The 14,842-nt window shown below is 63.0% G+C and carries 12 protein-coding genes; 3 read left to right on the top strand and 9 right to left on the bottom strand.

Annotation, left to right across the window (positions count from 1 at the left end; all coding sequences use genetic code 11):
• Nucleotides 1–53: 53 nt before the first annotated feature.
• From MU848_RS08640 to murI, 9 genes are all read right to left on the bottom strand, one after another.
• A complete protein-coding gene (locus MU848_RS08640) occupies nucleotides 54–1,244 on the bottom strand; it encodes a type III PLP-dependent enzyme (protein WP_201513851.1) in 1,191 nt (396 codons plus the stop codon).
• Between the two features lie 148 nt (nucleotides 1,245–1,392).
• Nucleotides 1,393–2,580, bottom strand: a complete 1,188-nt coding sequence (locus MU848_RS08635) for a carboxynorspermidine decarboxylase (RefSeq protein WP_247231198.1) — start codon at nucleotides 2,578–2,580, stop codon at nucleotides 1,393–1,395.
• 102 nt (nucleotides 2,581–2,682) lie between these two features.
• Nucleotides 2,683–3,888 (bottom strand): saccharopine dehydrogenase family protein, encoded by a 1,206-nt coding sequence (locus MU848_RS08630; protein WP_247231197.1) that lies wholly within the window; start codon nucleotides 3,886–3,888, stop codon nucleotides 2,683–2,685.
• Nucleotides 3,889–3,989: 101 nt separating this feature from the next.
• On the bottom strand, nucleotides 3,990–4,337 hold the full coding sequence (locus MU848_RS08625; protein ID WP_247231196.1) for a GFA family protein: 348 nt from the start codon (nucleotides 4,335–4,337) through the stop codon (nucleotides 3,990–3,992).
• A 71-nt stretch (nucleotides 4,338–4,408) separates the two neighbouring features.
• On the bottom strand, nucleotides 4,409–5,197 hold the full coding sequence (locus MU848_RS08620; RefSeq protein ID WP_097091506.1) for a TerC family protein: 789 nt from the start codon (nucleotides 5,195–5,197) through the stop codon (nucleotides 4,409–4,411).
• A 104-nt stretch (nucleotides 5,198–5,301) separates the two neighbouring features.
• Nucleotides 5,302–6,885: a cisplatin damage response ATP-dependent DNA ligase gene (locus MU848_RS08615; protein ID WP_247231195.1), complete on the bottom strand. Its 1,584-nt coding sequence runs from the start codon at nucleotides 6,883–6,885 to the stop codon at nucleotides 5,302–5,304.
• Between the two features lie 105 nt (nucleotides 6,886–6,990).
• Entirely contained in the window at nucleotides 6,991–7,983 is a 993-nt protein-coding gene (locus tag MU848_RS08610; protein ID WP_247231733.1) for a ligase-associated DNA damage response exonuclease, read from the bottom strand.
• Nucleotides 7,984–8,033: 50 nt separating this feature from the next.
• Entirely contained in the window at nucleotides 8,034–9,254 is a 1,221-nt protein-coding gene (gene hemA, locus MU848_RS08605; RefSeq protein WP_097092767.1) for a 5-aminolevulinate synthase, read from the bottom strand.
• A 154-nt stretch (nucleotides 9,255–9,408) separates the two neighbouring features.
• Nucleotides 9,409–10,212: a glutamate racemase gene (murI, locus tag MU848_RS08600; RefSeq protein WP_247231194.1), complete on the bottom strand. Its 804-nt coding sequence runs from the start codon at nucleotides 10,210–10,212 to the stop codon at nucleotides 9,409–9,411.
• Between the two features lie 243 nt (nucleotides 10,213–10,455).
• Here murI and plsY point away from each other — a divergent pair, with 243 nt between their 5' ends.
• The 3 genes from plsY (at nucleotide 10,456) to topA (ending at nucleotide 14,785) form a co-directional block, all read left to right on the top strand.
• On the top strand, nucleotides 10,456–11,055 hold the full coding sequence (gene plsY / locus MU848_RS08595) for a glycerol-3-phosphate 1-O-acyltransferase PlsY (RefSeq protein WP_247231731.1): 600 nt from the start codon (nucleotides 10,456–10,458) through the stop codon (nucleotides 11,053–11,055).
• Nucleotides 11,052–12,134, top strand: coding sequence for a DNA-processing protein DprA (gene dprA / locus MU848_RS08590; protein ID WP_247231193.1), 1,083 nt, complete (start codon nucleotides 11,052–11,054; stop codon nucleotides 12,132–12,134). The genes plsY and dprA overlap by 4 nt, the downstream gene beginning before the upstream one ends.
• Before the next feature lie 74 nt (nucleotides 12,135–12,208).
• Nucleotides 12,209–14,785, top strand: a complete 2,577-nt coding sequence (topA, locus tag MU848_RS08585; RefSeq protein WP_247231192.1) for a type I DNA topoisomerase — start codon at nucleotides 12,209–12,211, stop codon at nucleotides 14,783–14,785.
• The last annotated feature ends 57 nt before the right edge of the window (nucleotides 14,786–14,842 follow it).

The raw sequence follows: 14,842 nt of genomic DNA, 5'->3' as shown, positions 1-14,842 counted from the left end.
GCATATTTGCGGCGAGGGAACAGGCACCCTCTCCAAAGGGGAGCTTGAGCCTTTTAGCCCAGCTTGATTACAGTTGCGCGACGGCGTGCCGGGACCGGATCGGCGTAGAGGCTCGCCATCGGCTCGTCCTCAACCTCGATGATCGCTTCCGATGTGAAGCCGTTGAAGCCGGTGCGCATGGCCGCACCATAGGCGCCCAGCATGCCGATTTCGATATAATCGCCGGCAGCCACATCGTCGGGCAGCATGAAAGGACCGGCCATATGATCCATATCGTCACAGGTCGGGCCGTAGAAGGAGAAAGGCGCGTTTTCCGCTTCGCTTTCCTCTTCGCGCAACAGGGCGACCGGGAAACGCCAGCCGACATGGGCCGCATCGAACAGAGCGCCATAAGCGCCATCGTTGATGTACAGTTCCGTGCCGCGACGGCGCTCGACCCGCACGATGATGGAGCTATATTCCGCCGACAATGCGCGGCCGGGTTCGCACCATAGTTCCGCCGAATAGCTGATCGGCAGGCTTTCGAAACCGCGATAGATGGCGTCGAAATAGGCCTCCAGCGCTGGCGGTTCCATGCCCGGATAGACCGACGGGAAGCCGCCGCCGACATCGATGATATCGACCGTGACGGCCGCATCGACAATCGCCGCACGAACACGCTCGATAGCATCGCTATAGGCTTGCGGGCTCATGGCCTGGCTACCGACATGGAAGCAGATGCCAAGCGCGTCAGCCGCCTGGCGGGTGGCCATCAGCAGTTCGCGGGTTTCGCCGAGTTCTGCGCCAAACTTGGACGCAAGGCTCAGTTCCGAATGTTCGGAGGAGACGCGCAGGCGAACGCAGAGCTCAAGGTCGGTGGCTTCATGGGTCGCGCGCAGAATTTTTTCCAGCTCGTCGATCGTGTCGAGCGAGAAGGTGCGCACGCCATGGACATGATATGCTTCCGCGATGGCTTCTTCGGCCTTCACGGGATGCATGAAGCACAGCTTCGCTTGCGGCAGCGTTTCCGCGACGAGGCGAACCTCGGCGATCGAGGCGACGTCATAATGCGTAATTCCGCTGTCCCACAAGGTCCGGAGCAAGTCCGGCGAGGGATTGGCCTTCACGGCATAAAGCGAGCGCCCCGGAAACTTCTCAGAGAAGAATCGGGCGGCGCGGGCCGCAGCCTGCGGGCGGATCAGCGTTACCGGTGCTGCCGGTTTGAGGGCGGTTGCTACCCCCAGCGCGCTATGGTGCTTGTGCAACTCAAGGGACCTCCAGTGTAGTCGTGGGCAAACAAGCTGCCTTGCGGTGGAAGTCCCATGGGGCAGCGGAAGGGCGATATATGCGGCAGGTGCCCCCCTGTAAAGCGCGCCCGTAAATTTTGTTGCGCGCCTCGCTACGAAATGTGCGTCAGGAGAGACGGGCCTTGAAGTCCTGGTATGAAAAACGCCGGATTTCCTGGAGTTCACCAGTCTGCGAGTTCCAAAGCCAGATGCCCGGGAGCGGTACGCCGTTGAAGGTGTTGGTTTTTACCATCGAGTAGTGCGCTTGGTCGAGAAAGGCGATCCGCCGTCCCGGAGTCGCGCCGCCGGGGACTCGATAGTCTCCGATAATGTCACCCGCCAGGCAGGACGGACCACCGAGTCGCGTTACCGGCCCTTCGTCCCGTTCATGGAGCATGGCAGGGCGGTAGGGGGCCTCAATGACGTCCGGCATGTGGCATGTTGCGGAAATGTCCGTGATGGCGACGGGCATGCCGTTGTCGATGACGTCGAGGATTTCCCCGATGAGGATGCCAGCGTCGAGGGCCATGGCCTCACCCGGTTCGATATACAGATCGAGCCCGGTCTGCGCCTTGATACGCTGCAGGAAGGTGATCAGGTCCTCGATCTGATAATCGGCGCGCGTGACATGATGTCCGCCGCCGAAGTTCAGCCATTTTAGACCACTGACATGCGGCATGACGCGTGATTCGATGGCCGCCCAGGTGCGTTCGAGCGGCAGGAAGTCCTGTTCGCAGAGATTGTGGACGTGGAGGCCGTCCACGCCATCCAGATGCTCTGGCCGGAGTTGATCGATCGGGAAACCGAGGCGGCTGTGCGGCTGCGAGGGATCGTATTTGGGCACTTCTCCCTCGGCGTGGAGGGGGTTTATGCGCAATCCAATGTCGAAGTTCACACCGTTCATGCGCGCATTGTCGATGACGGGCCGGAGCCGCTCGATCTGCCCGGGGCTGTTGAAGATCACATGGTCGGAAATCTTGAGGATTTCGGCGAGATCTTCGGGCTTGTAGGCTGCGCAATAGGTGGCGACCTCCTTGCCGCCATCCTGGCCCGCATATTCCTCGCGCCCGAGACGGGCTTCGTAGATGCCCGACGCGCAGACGCCGTCGAGATATTCGGCCACGACCCCGCCCAGCGACCACATGGAGAAGGCCTTGAGCGCCCCCAATACCTTGATCCCTGCGCGATCGCCGATCTCGCGCAGGATAGCGAGATTGCGGCGGATCGCTGCCTCATCCACCACGAAGGCGGGCGAGGGGACGCTGTAAAGGTCGAAATGGGCGAAGGCGGCCGGATCGCCGGCTTTGGTTTCCATCAAACGTTCTCCGTCACCCCAGCGAACGCTGGGGTCTCAGGCGAGAGGGCACGGCGTAGAGGCACGAGATCCCAGCTTTCGCTGGGATGACGTTTCCTAACTTTAGAAATCCAGCGGCGCGTCCAGTTCCTTTACCTGCCAGGGCAGGCCGTGCTTGTTCAGCATGTCCATGAAGGGATCGGGATCGAACTGTTCGATGTTGAACACGCCCTCACCTTTCCACGCGCCAGTAAGCATGAGTGCCGCGCCGATCATGGCTGGGACGCCGGTGGTGTAGCTGACTGCCTGGTTGCCGGTTTCGGCATAGGCGTCCTCATGGTCGCAGACATTGTAGACATAGACGGTCTTCTGCGCCCCGTCCTTCTGTCCGGTCGCGATGTCGCCGATGTTGGTCTTGCCCTTGGTAGTCGACCCTAGACTCGACGGTTCGGGGAGTACGGCCTTCAGGAACTGGAGCGGGATGATTTCCTGGCCGTTGTAGATGACCGGGTCGATCCGCGTCATGCCGACATTCTGGAGCACTTCGAGATGCTTGAGATAGGCGTCGCCGAAGGTCATCCAGAAGCGGATGCGCTTGATTTCCGGGTAGTGCTTGGCGAGGCTTTCCAGTTCCTCATGATACATGAGGTACATGTTCTTCTCGCCGACCTGGTCGAAGTCGAACACCTGCTTGTGCTTGAGCGCCGGGCCCTCCACCCATTTGCCGCCTTCCCAATGGCGGGAGGGCGCGGTGACTTCGCGGATGTTGATTTCCGGATTGAAGTTGGTCGCGAAATGCTGGCCATGGTCGCCGCCGTTGCAGTCGAGAATGTCGAGCGTGTCGATGCGGTCGAGCAGATGCTTCTTGATGTAGGACGCAAAGACGCTGGTGACGCCGGGGTCGAAGCCCGAGCCGAGCAGGGCCATGATGCCTGCTTCCTTGAAGCGTTCCTGATAGGCCCATTGCCAGCTATATTCGAACTTGGCTGTGTCGCGCGGTTCGTAGTTGGCCGTGTCGAGATAGTCGGTCTTGGTCGCGAGGCACGCGTCCATGATCGCGAGGTCCTGATAAGGCAGCGCGAGGTTCACGACGAGCTTGGGCTGGACCTTTTCAATGAGGGCGACGGTCTCTTCGACATTATCGGCGTCGACCTGCGCTACGTCGATGGTGACGCCGGTGCGGGCCTTCACCGATTCGGCGACCTTTTCGCAGCTGATGATGCGGCGGCTGGCGAGCGTGATATGGCTGAAAATGTCACTGTTCATCGCCATCTTGTGAACCGCGACAGACCCGACGCCGCCCGCGCCAATGACCAGAACCTTGCTCAATTCAACTGCTCCATAAGTGAAGCGCGCCCGAAGCGCGAAAGCGCCCATATAGGGAGTGTGCGTGACAGCGCAAAGTCAGTCTGTCACCAGCGTCCAAGGAGCTAGAAACTCGCCCCGTCAACCTTGTTGATCTTGAGCGTGTCCAGATCGACGTCAGGTACGCAGCGCAGGTTGACAGCCCGGATCGCTCCGTCAGGGGTTTCCCCCTCCGCAAAGGATTGCGTGCCGCAGATATTGCAGAAGCGGTGGGTGATCTGGTGCTTGTAGAATTTGTAGTCGGTCAGATTGTCCGCGCCGCTGCTCAGGGTGAACTGGTCGGCGGGCACGAAGGTGAGGAGGAAGCCTTTCCGGCGGCAATGGGAACAGTTGCAGGACATAGCTTCGGTGGGCGCATCGGCGGTCACGGTGAAGGTGACTGCGCCGCAGTGGCAGCTTCCAGCATAGGGCATCGATCGTCCTTTCAATCTGGCTGTAAGGGATGGCGCAGCCGCTTTTGCAGAGTTGCTGCGCCATCATCTTGTCAGGCGCGATTTTTCCGCGCCTCCGCCCTGCGCGCGAAGATATTGAGCAGTTCGACCAACGTCGAAAACGCCATGGCTGCGTAGATATACCCCTTGGGCACATGAACGCCAAACCCGTCGGCGATGAGGACCGCGCCGATCATCAGCAGGAAGCCCAAGGCCAACATGACGACAGTGGGGTTGCGGGCAATGAAGTTGGCGAGGGGATCGGCCGCGAGGACCATCGCCGTCACCGCGACCAGGACAGCGATCACCATCACCGCGAGATTGTCCGTCATGCCGACTGCGGTAAGGATCGAATCCAGCGAAAAGATCATGTCGAGGAGAATGATCTGGACGATCGCACTGCCGAAACTCAGCGTCGCCGCGCCCTTTTGCTTTTCGAGAATGTCGTCGGAGTGGACGGGATCGACCGTGTGGTGAATTTCCTTCGTGGCCTTCCAGATCAGGAAGAGGCCCCCGGCGATAAGGATGAGATCGCGCCAGGAAAATACCGTCTCGAATGTCGGGACACCATGCTGATCCAAGGGACCACTGATCCCCAAGTCAAATACAGGCTTGGTAAGCCCGACGATCCACGCGATCATCGAAAGCAGCACGAGCCGCATGCCGAGCGCAAGGCCGATGCCGATCCGCCGCGCCTTGGGACGCTGCGCCTCCGGCAATTTGTTCGTCAGTATCGAGATGAAGACAAGATTGTCGATGCCGAGCACGACCTCCATCACCACCAGAGCCACCAGCGCGGCAAGGGCCGTAGGATCGGTAAAGGCGCTTATCAGGCTATCCATTGGGTTCCTCTCGTTCAATCGGCAGCCGCTACGTCGCGATTGCCCAGTGTGTCAGTCTGGACTGCATGCCGTAAATGATTTGGTCAAGAAAAGCTGGCGGGCCATCAGCTTACCAGCTTGCGCAATCCCTCGACCGTATCCGCTTCCGCAGCGGGTTTGTCCCGCCTGATCCGGGCGATCCTTGGGAAGCGCATGGCTAGCCCGGACTTGTGTCGCTTGCTGTCGTGGATGCTGTCGAAGGCGACTTCCAGGACCAGCGACTTCTCCACCTCCCGCACCGGGCCGAAGCGGTTGAGGGTGTTGTTGCGCACGAAGCGGTCCAGCCACTTCAGTTCCTCATCGGTGAAGCCGCTATAGGCTTTGCCGACGGGCAGCAGTTCGCCATCCTCCGTCCAGCAACCGAAGGTGTAGTCGGAATAGAAGGACGAGCGTTTGCCGTGGCCGCGCTGGGCATACATCATGACGCAATCGGCGGTCAGCGGATCGCGTTTCCATTTGTACCAGAGGGCGGCCTTGCGCCCGGCGACATAGGGGCTGTCGCGGCGTTTCAGCATGACGCCTTCGATCGCGGCGTCTCGGGCGCCCGCGCGGATTTCGGCCAGGGCTTCGAAGTCTGACGCCTCTATCAGGGCGGATATGTCGAAACGATCCTGGTCGAGGGTGGGAAGCAGGGCTTCAAGGCGGGGGCGGCGATCAGCCCATGGTAGGGCGCGAAGGTCTTCGTCGGCGTGAAGGAGTATGTCGTACAGGCGAACGAAGGCGGGATAGTCGGCCATCATCTTGGCCGTCACCGCCTTGCGGCCGAGACGTTGCTGGAGGGCGTTGAAGCTGGCTGCCTCGCCTCCCTGGAACTCGCCTTTGACGAGGAGTTCGCCGTCGAGGACTGCGTGGGCGGCGAAGGCTTGGGCGATTTCCGGGAAGCTGCCGGTGATGTCATCCCCGGCGCGGCTATAGAGGCGCGTCTCCTTGCCCGTACCGACGATCTGGATGCGGATGCCGTCCCATTTCCATTCGGCGGCATAGTCGGCGAGGTCGACGCTGTCAGCTTCGAGCGGATGAGCGAGCATGAAAGGGCGGAAGAAGGGCGTGCCTGCTGGATCGGGGCGGTCAGATCTGTCCTCGGCCCAATCGAACAGGGCGGTATAGGGTGGCGTGAGGGCATGCCAGCATTCCTCCACATCATCGACGTCGAGGTCAAAGGCCTGGGCGAAGCCGGTCTTGGCGAGGCGGGCGGAGATGCCGACGCGCAGCCCCCCGGTTGCAAGCTTGAGCAGGGCGAAGCGGCCCGATGTGTCGAGATGATCCATCATCTGGGCGAGAGTGGCGGGCGCTGCGGCGCGGCTGACGCTGTGCAGGCGATCGATGATGGCGGAGAGGGTGAGGGAGCCGTCGTCTATCTCGGCGGGCTGGTCCTCGCTCTTGGGCCAGAGAAGCGCGACGGTTTCGGCGAGGTCGCCGACATAGTCGCGGCTCATTTCGTAGAGGACCGGATCGGTGCGGGCGCGGATCATCTCTCCGATGGCGGAGGCCTTGACGGCCTTTATGTCGAGATTGCCGGTGAGGGCGGCCAGCGCCCAGCCGCGATCCGGGTCTGGCGCCTCGCGCATATAGCGAGCGATGAGGTCCAGCTTGCCGTTGCGGGATCGGGTGTAGACGAGGCCGTCGAGGAGCTGGGAGAATTGTCTCATAGAGCCAAACCTCTCACCCGTTCGCCCTGCGCTTGTCGAAGGGCTCCTCTTTCTTGAAGAAGGTGAAGGGCAGCCCGAACGGCGGGAGAGAAAGGTCGTCTATCATCATCCCTCATCCTCGTCCTCGCGGCCGACGAGCTCGAGCGCTCTCGCGCGGATCTGGTGGATCATGCACCAATGCAGCAGGGCCTCCTCGCGGCCATGGGTGATCCAGGTTTCGGTGGGTGCGACCTCGCGGATGGTATCGGTCAGCTCGTCCCAGTCGGCATGGTCGGATATGACGAGCGGCAGTTCGACATTCTTCTGCCGGGCACGTTGGCGGACGCGCATCCAACCTGACGCCATGGCGGTGATCGGGTCGGGCAGGCGTCGGCTCCAGCGGTCGTTGAGGGCCGAAGGGGGAGAGACGATGAGATGGCCGCGCATCTCTTTTGCGGGCACGCCGGTTGCGGGGCGGAGTTCACCAAGGTCTATGCCGAAATCCTGGTAGAGCGCGCACATGCGCTCCATCGCGCCATGGATGTAGATGGGATCATGATGCCCGCGTGCCCGAACCTCGCAGATCAGGCGCTGAGCCTTGCCCAGCGCATAGGCGCCGACGAGAACGCAGCGATCGGGGTGCGCGTGAAGCGCGGCGAGCAAGCGGTCGACTTCGCTGCCTGTGTCGGGATGCCGGAAGACGGGAAGGCCGAACGTCGCTTCGGTGACGAAAATGTCGCAGGGGACGGGCTCGAACGGCTTGCAGGTCGGGTCCGGGCGGCGCTTGTAGTCGCCGGTCACGACCACGCGCTCGCCCGCATGTTCTAGCAGGATTTGCGCCGAACCCAGCACATGGCCCGCCGGAATGTAGGAAATGTCGACGCCGCCCATGCGGACCTGCTCGCCATAGCGGACGGGTGTGCCGCTCGCCGTGCCATAACGAAGCGCCATGATGGCGAGCGTCTCTTCGGTAGCCCAGACATGGCCATGGCCGCCGCGCGCATGATCGGCATGGCCATGGGTAACGAGCGCGCGCTCTGCGGGCTGGGATGGATCGATCCAGGCGTCGGCAGGGCGGACGTAGATCCCGGTGGGGTGGGGTTCGATCCAATGGGGCATATCCATCCAAGAAGATGGGAAATGCCCCTATTGTTCCGCAAGAGGTCCGGTCAGGCGGCCTTCTTGAGCTCCAGTTCCAGCCGGTCCCAGATTTCGACCAGTGCCTGGACAAGTTCCTGCATCATCTCCACCGTGTGCGCCGGGCCGGGCGTAAAGCGCAGGCGCTCGGTGCCGCGTGGCACGGTGGGATAGTTGATGGGCTGCACATAGGCGCCATATTCGGCGAGCAGAATGTCGCTAATCCGCTTGGCCTTTACAGGGTCGCCGACCATCAGCGGGACGATGTGCGTGACGGACGGCATGACCGGCAGTCCGGATTCCCTCATCAGTCGCTTCAGGGTGGCGGCGGCGGCCTGCTGGCCTTCGCGCTCTTCGCTGGATTGCTTGAGGTGGCGGACGCTGGCAAGGACGCCAGCGACAAGCACAGGCGAGAGAGACGTCGTGAAGATGAAGCCGGGTGCGTAGCTGCGGATCACGTCGATGATCATCTGATCAGCCGCGATGTAGCCGCCCATGACGCCGAACGCCTTGCCCAGCGTGCCTTCGATGATGGTCAGGCGGTGCGCGACATCATCGCGTTCGGAAATGCCGCCGCCATGTGCGCCATACATGCCGACCGCATGCACTTCGTCGAGATAGGTGAGCGCATTGAACTCGTCCGCCAGATCGCAGATCTCGGCGATGGGGGCCACGTCGCCGTCCATCGAATAGACGCTTTCGAAAGCGATCAGCTTGGGCGCGTCGGGATCTTCGGCGGCGAGCAGTTCGCGCAGATGATCGACGTCATTGTGACGGAAGACGCGCTTTTCGCAGCCCGAATTGCGGATGCCCGCGATCATGGACGCGTGGTTCAGTTCGTCGGAGAAAACGATGCAGCCGGGCAGCAGCTTGGCGAGCGTGGAGAGCGCCGCTTCGTTCGACACATAGCCGGACGTGAAGAGCAGGGCGCCTTCCTTGCCATGCAGGCTGGCGAGTTCAGCTTCCAGATCGACATGATAATGGGTGTTGCCGCCGATGTTGCGGGTGCCGCCGGAGCCTGCGCCGACATCGTGCAGCGCTTCTTCCATCGCCGCGACGACCTTTGGGTGCTGGCCCATGGCGAGATAGTCGTTGGAGCACCAGACCGTGATGGGCTTGGGGCCGTTGTGACCGTGGAAGCAGCGTGCGTTCGGGAAGGCACCCTTGTTCCGCAGGATATCGATGAACACGCGGTAACGGCCTTCGCTGTGAAGCCGGTCGATCGCCTGCGCGAAGATATGCTTGTAGTTCACGTAACGCCCTAGTCCCTTGGTGGCCCGCATTCCCCTCTTGCGGGCCGTTTACCCGCTGCGCCGCTCCATTACCAGCGATAACCGTTCGCAGCGGTTGGGAGAAATACCTATCACAATGATAGAGGAATTTGCGAGTGGACCAAAGGTCCCACCCTTACAAAGCTTCCAAGTGCGTGAGGCCGAAGTCGGCGAGGGCGGGCGCGAGTGCTGCGACGCTGTTGTCGAGCCGGGTGAAAACGGCTTTCCCGGATGAACGCGACGCGGGCCATTCCTGTCCCTGCGTCAAGTAAGCGATGCGGCGGGCGATGCCGTCGCCGCCATGGACGAAGGCGAGGGGGCGGGGCGCTGCAGCGGCAAGCTCTGCTTCCACCAGAGGAAAATGGGTGCAGGCGAGGACGACCGTGTCCATGTGGTCGCCGCCGGGCTGATCGAGCAAGCCCGCGAGCGCATCGCGCGCTATCGCCGGGTCTAGCGGTTCGCCACGCAGCTTGGCTTCCGCGAGCTGGACCAGCGCGGCGGAACCGTGGCGCAAAACGGTGCAATCCGCGCCGAACTCGGCAGTGAGACGGTCGACATAAGGTTGGCGCACGGTGGCATCGGTGCCCAACACGCCGAAGACGCGGCTTTTGGAAAGAAGCGCGGCGGGCTTGATCGCCGGAACCGTGCCGACGACGGGAATGTCGAGCGCGGCCCGGACGGCGGACAGCGCGATGGTCGAAGCCGTGTTGCAGGCGATCACGGCCAGGCGCGGGCGGAAACGTTCGACCAGGCGGCCGAGCAGCGCGGGCACGCGAGCGGCGATTTCCGCCTCGCTCTTCGTGCCATAGGGGAAGCCTGCGCTGTCGGCTGCGTAGACGATCGGCGCGTTGGGCAGTGCGGCACGCGCTGGCGCGAGGATGGAGAGCCCGCCGACGCCGGAATCGAAGAACAGCAGGGGGGCTGATGGTGCGACCTTCATTATGGCGCACATGTCGCGGGAGAGGGCGGGGCTGTCAATATTTTGGAGCGATTGGGATGCCAGCGGGTGAGGGTGCCTCGGGGTATCCGGCGTGCACTTGCTCCGGAGATGCCAGCTTGCGCTGGCACGACGGAAGATAAATCATGACGGAAGCAAATAAGGCTGATCACTCCAGCGCATATGCAAAGCTTGCCCCCGGCAGCGGCAACGCTATGGTCGCGCCGCAATCATTTCGGCGAGATCATGAACCCTCCCTGGCTACTTCCCGCATTCGTCCTGCTGATTTCCTATCTGCTGGGCTCTATCCCCTTTGGACTGTTGCTGACACGCGTCACGGGAGCCGGGGATTTGCGGCAGATCGGGTCGGGCAATATCGGCGCGACCAACGTGCTGCGAACCGGGCGCAAGGGGCTGGCGGCGGCTACATTGCTGCTCGACCTGTTGAAAGGCGCGGCGGCTGTGCTGATCGGCGCGGCATTGATCGACAATGGCGGGCCGATGGCGGGGGCGATGGCCTTTATCGGGCATTGCTATCCGCTGTGGCTGCGCTTTGCTGGCGGCAAGGGCGTGGCGACGATGATGGGCGTGGTGACGGCGCTGCACTGGCCTGCCGGGATCGTCTTTGCGGTCGTGTGGCTGGGTGCGCTGTTCGGTACGCGATGGTCGTCCGTCGGCGGGATGGCAGCGGGGATCAGCGCGCCCATTGCGATGTGGTTCATGGATCGGATCGATCTGGTCCCTGTCACGCTGGCGATGACGCTGATCCTGCTGTGGCGGCATCGGGCGAACATCGCCCGGCTGGCGAAAGGCACCGAGCCCAAGATCGGGGCGGCGAAGGGGTGAGCGAGCAGGAGCGGTTCGATCGCCTGCGCCTGATCCGTTCGCCCCGCATAGGGCCGGTGACGTTCCGGCAGTTGATGGCGCGCTTCGGCAAAGCGAGCGAGGCTCTGCGCGCTGTCCCTGAACTGGCTGCGCGGGGCGGCGGCAAGGCGGCTGTGGCGGACGCAGGCGCCGTCGAGAAGGAAATTGCCCGCAGCCGGGCGCTTGGCGCGCGCTACTTGCTGATGGGGGATCAGGATTATCCATTTCTGCTGGAACAGATGGATGGCTCCCCGCCCGCGCTGATCGTGCGGGGCGATGTCGGACTGACGGGGCGGCAATGCGTGGCGATGGTGGGCGCGCGCAACGCTTCTGCCGCCGCTTGCCGTTTTGCGCGGACGCTGTCGCAGGAACTGGGGCAGCAAGGCGCGGTGGTCGTGTCCGGCCTTGCGCGGGGTATCGATACGGCGGCGCATCAGGGATCGGTGGCGACGGGCACGATCGCGGTGATCGCTTGCGGCATCGATGTCGTGTTCCCTCCTGAAAATGCCGAGTTGCAGGAGCAGGTGGCGAGCGTTGGGCTGCTGGTGACGGAGCATCCTCCCGGCACGCAGCCGCTTGCCCGGCATTTTCCCGCGCGCAATCGCATCATCGCCGGGCTGGCGGCCGGAACGGTGGTTGTAGAGGCTGCGCCGAAGTCAGGCTCGCTCATCACCGCGCGGCTGGCCGTCGAAGCGGGGCGCGAGGTCATGGCGGTGCCGGGGTCGCCCGCTGATCCTCGGGCGCAAGGATGCAACCAGCTGATCCGTGAGGGCGCGACTCTAGTGCAAAATGGCGCGGACGTGATCGAGGCGATCGGCGGGATCGACCCGCGCATGGTGCGGCAGGGGCGGCTCGACTTCGGCGCCGCGCCCGTGTCGTCCGACGTGGCGGGGCAGGAGCGGGAGGTGGTGCTGGGACTGCTCGGCCATGCGCCGGTGCCGGTGGATGAGGTGATCCGCCTGTCCGCACTTCGCCCCGCGATCGTTCAGACCGTGCTGCTGGAGCTGGAACTCGCCGGCCGACTGGAGCGGCATGCGGGGGGCAAGGTCAGCCTGTCGTGACACACTTGACGCAGGGCCTCAGCGCCTTCCAGACTCGCGCGTGTACGTGAGAGCACTTTAAAACCGGGGCATGAATGCAGCTTGTCATCGTTGAATCGCCAGCCAAGGCGAAGACCATCGAGAAATATCTGGGCGGCGATTTCCACGTCCTCGCCAGCTATGGCCATATCCGCGACTTGCCGCCCAAGGATGGGTCGGTGGATCCCGACAATGGCTTTGCCATGCAATGGGAAAATTACGGGGACAAGGGCAAGCAGCTCAAAGCCATAGCCGATGAGGCGAAGAAGGCCGATCGATTGATCCTGGCGACTGACCCTGATCGCGAGGGTGAGGCGATCAGTTGGCATGTGCAGGAAGTTTTGCGGGCGAAAAAGGCGCTGCCGCAGAAGGTGGATCGCGTGACCTTCAACGCGATCACCAAGCAGGCGGTGACCGAAGCGATGGCGCAGCCGCGTGCTTTGGACGAGGATCTGATCGACGCCTATCGGGCGCGGCGGGCGCTGGATTATCTGGTGGGCTTTACCCTGTCGCCTGTGCTGTGGCGCAAGTTGCCGGGCGCGAAGTCGGCGGGGCGCGTTCAGTCCGTCGCCTTGCGCCTCGTTGTTGATCGCGAGCGCGAGATCGAAAGCTTCACGGCCCAGGAATATTGGTCAGTCGCGGCCGAGATGGAGCAGGGCGGGCAGGGCTTCACCGCCCGGCTGGTGCGCTGGAAGGGCGAGAAGATCGACCGGCTGACGATCGGCAAGGAAGGCGACGCCATGGCCGCAAAGGCGGATGTGGAGGCCGGGCGCTTTACCGTCGAAAAGGTTGAGACCAAGCCGGTTTCGCGCAACCCTCCGCCGCCGTTCACCACCTCGACGTTGCAGCAGGAGGCGGCGCGCAAGCTGGGCTTCTCCGCCAGCCATACGATGCGGGTCGCGCAGCAGCTCTATGAGGACGGCGCGATCACTTACATGCGTACCGATGGCGTGCAGATGGACGGCAGCGCCATTTCCGCCGCGAGGCGGGCGATCGCGGAGCGCTATGATGGCGGATATCTGCCGGAAAAGCCGCGCCAATATCAGACCAAGGCGAAGAATGCGCAGGAAGCGCATGAGGCCATTCGTCCGACCGAATTTTCGCGGGACAAGGTCGGTTCGGGCGATCATGCGCGGCTCTACGACCTGATCTTCAAGCGGGCGCTTGCGAGCCAGATGGCTTCGGCGCGGCTGGAGCGGACAGTGATCGATCTGGTCGATGGCACCGGGCAGCATGCGTTGCGGGCGACGGGTCAGGTAGTGATCTTTCCCGGTTTCCTGGCGCTGTATGAAGAAGGGCGCGATGACGCGGAGGATGACGACAGCAAGCTGCTGCCGCGTCTTGTCGCCGGTGATGCCCCTGCCAAAAGACAAGTGACGGCGGAGCAGCATTTCACCCAGCCGCCGCCGCGTTATTCGGAAGCATCGCTGGTCAAGAAGCTGGAGGAACTGGGCATTGGGCGCCCTTCCACCTATGCCTCGACGCTTCAGGTGCTGAAGGACCGCGACTATGTGCGGGTGGAGAAGAACCGCTTCTTCGCCGAGGAGAGCGGGCGTTTGGTGACGGCGTTCCTGGAGCGCTTCTTCGAACGCTATGTGAGCTATGACTTCACGGCGGGTCTGGAAGACGAGCTGGACGAGATTTCCGGCGGGCGTGCCCAATGGCAGGCGGTGCTGGAAGCCTTCTGGCGTGACTTCAAGCCCAAGACGGCGGAAGTCATGGAGCAGAAGCCGTCGGACATCACCGCCGAACTGGACAAATTCCTGGAGCCGATGCTGTTCCCGCCCAAGGCGGACGGCAGCAATCCGCGTGCCTGCCCGATGTGCGGTGACGGGCAACTGGCGCTGCGTGGTGGACGCTTCGGCGCGTTCATCGCCTGCTCCAACTATCCCGAGTGCAAATATACGCGCAAGTTCGGACAGCCGGGCGGCAGCGAGAATGGTGAGGACAAGGGGCCGGAGGTGCTGGGGCAGCACCCTGAGACCGGGCAGGACATCGTCCGGAAATCCGGGCGCTTTGGTCCCTATATCGAGATGGGCGAGGGCAAGGAGGCCAAGCGCGGGTCCATTCCCAAGGATCTTCCGGACGGCGAACTGACGCTCGACTGGGCGGTGAAGCTGCTGAGCCTGCCGCGCGAGGTTGGCCTGCATCCCGAAACGGGGAAGCCGATCGTGGCGAATATCGGGCGCTTTGGGCCTTATCTGCTGCATGACGGCAAATATGGACGCTTGTCCTCCACCGCCGAGATATTCGAGGTGGGGATGAACAGCGCAGTTGCGAAGCTCGCTGACGCGGCGAACAAGGGACCGCGCGGTGGAGCGTCTCGCGAGCCGCTCAAGCTGCTCGGCAAGCATCCGCGCACGGAGGCCGAGATCAAGCTGATGGCGGGGCGTTACGGGCCTTATGTCACCGATGGCACGACCAATGCGACTTTGCCCAAGACGATCGAGCAGGATGCATTGACGCTGCAAGAGGCGGCACAGTTGATCGACGCGCGGGCGGCTGCGGCTCCTGCGAAGAAGGGGAAGAAGAAGGCGGCGCCCAAGAAGGCAGCGGCAAAGAAGGATGGTGCGGCCAAGAAGCCAGCGGCCAAGAAAGCGCCTGCCAAGAAGAAGGCGGTAGCCTCGGAGTGAAGTCCGTTGCCGTTCGTCCTGAGCCCTTCGGCAGGCCAGGGCGAACGGAGGCGAGGA

The organism is Sphingobium agri (assembly GCF_023051225.1).
In the GTDB taxonomy this organism is placed as follows: domain Bacteria; phylum Pseudomonadota; class Alphaproteobacteria; order Sphingomonadales; family Sphingomonadaceae; genus Sphingobium; species Sphingobium agri.
This window is presented reverse-complemented; position numbering and strand designations above follow the sequence as displayed.